This window comes from Burkholderia sp. BCC0506 (assembly GCF_902833145.1).
Taxonomy (GTDB): domain Bacteria; phylum Pseudomonadota; class Gammaproteobacteria; order Burkholderiales; family Burkholderiaceae; genus Burkholderia.
Genome location: NZ_CADFEN010000042.1, coordinates 1 through 423 on the forward strand (window position 1 = coordinate 1; position 423 = coordinate 423).

Below are 423 nucleotides of genomic sequence, written 5' to 3' on the forward strand. Positions count from 1 at the left end.
AGTTCGAATCATCTTGAGATACATCGATACAATCACAACCCGGATAGTTTCCACGTCCATCTCAAAGACGCTTCCGCTATCCAAATTACTTACTTCTTCCAGATTGTTAAAGAACGACAGCCGATATCTGTTGATATCCTCTGACTGGCTCAATCGCCAATGCAAAGTGCTCGCTGATTTTTCAGCAAACTCTTGGCGTTGGTGATTGGTGGAGGCAGACGGGATCGAACCGACGACCCCCTGCTTGCAAAGCAGGTGCTCTCCCAGCTGAGCTATGCCCCCATGAGTACAGATTCCCTCAGGTACCTACCGCCAGACAATGGTGGGTCTGGTTGGATTCGAACCAACGACCCCCGCCTTATCAAGACGGTGCTCTAACCGACTGAGCTACAGACCCCTGAGTCTGTCTTTAATTTACAGCCG

2 tRNA genes are annotated in these 423 nt (G+C 50.1%); both read right to left on the minus strand.

From position 1 onward, the window contains the following. Positions 1 to 206 precede the first annotated feature (206 nt). Positions 207 to 282, minus strand: a tRNA-Ala gene (locus tag HWX62_RS32880). A gap of 38 nt (positions 283 to 320) precedes the next feature. Then, positions 321 to 397: transfer RNA gene (locus HWX62_RS32885), tRNA-Ile, on the minus strand. Positions 398 to 423 lie beyond the last annotated feature (26 nt).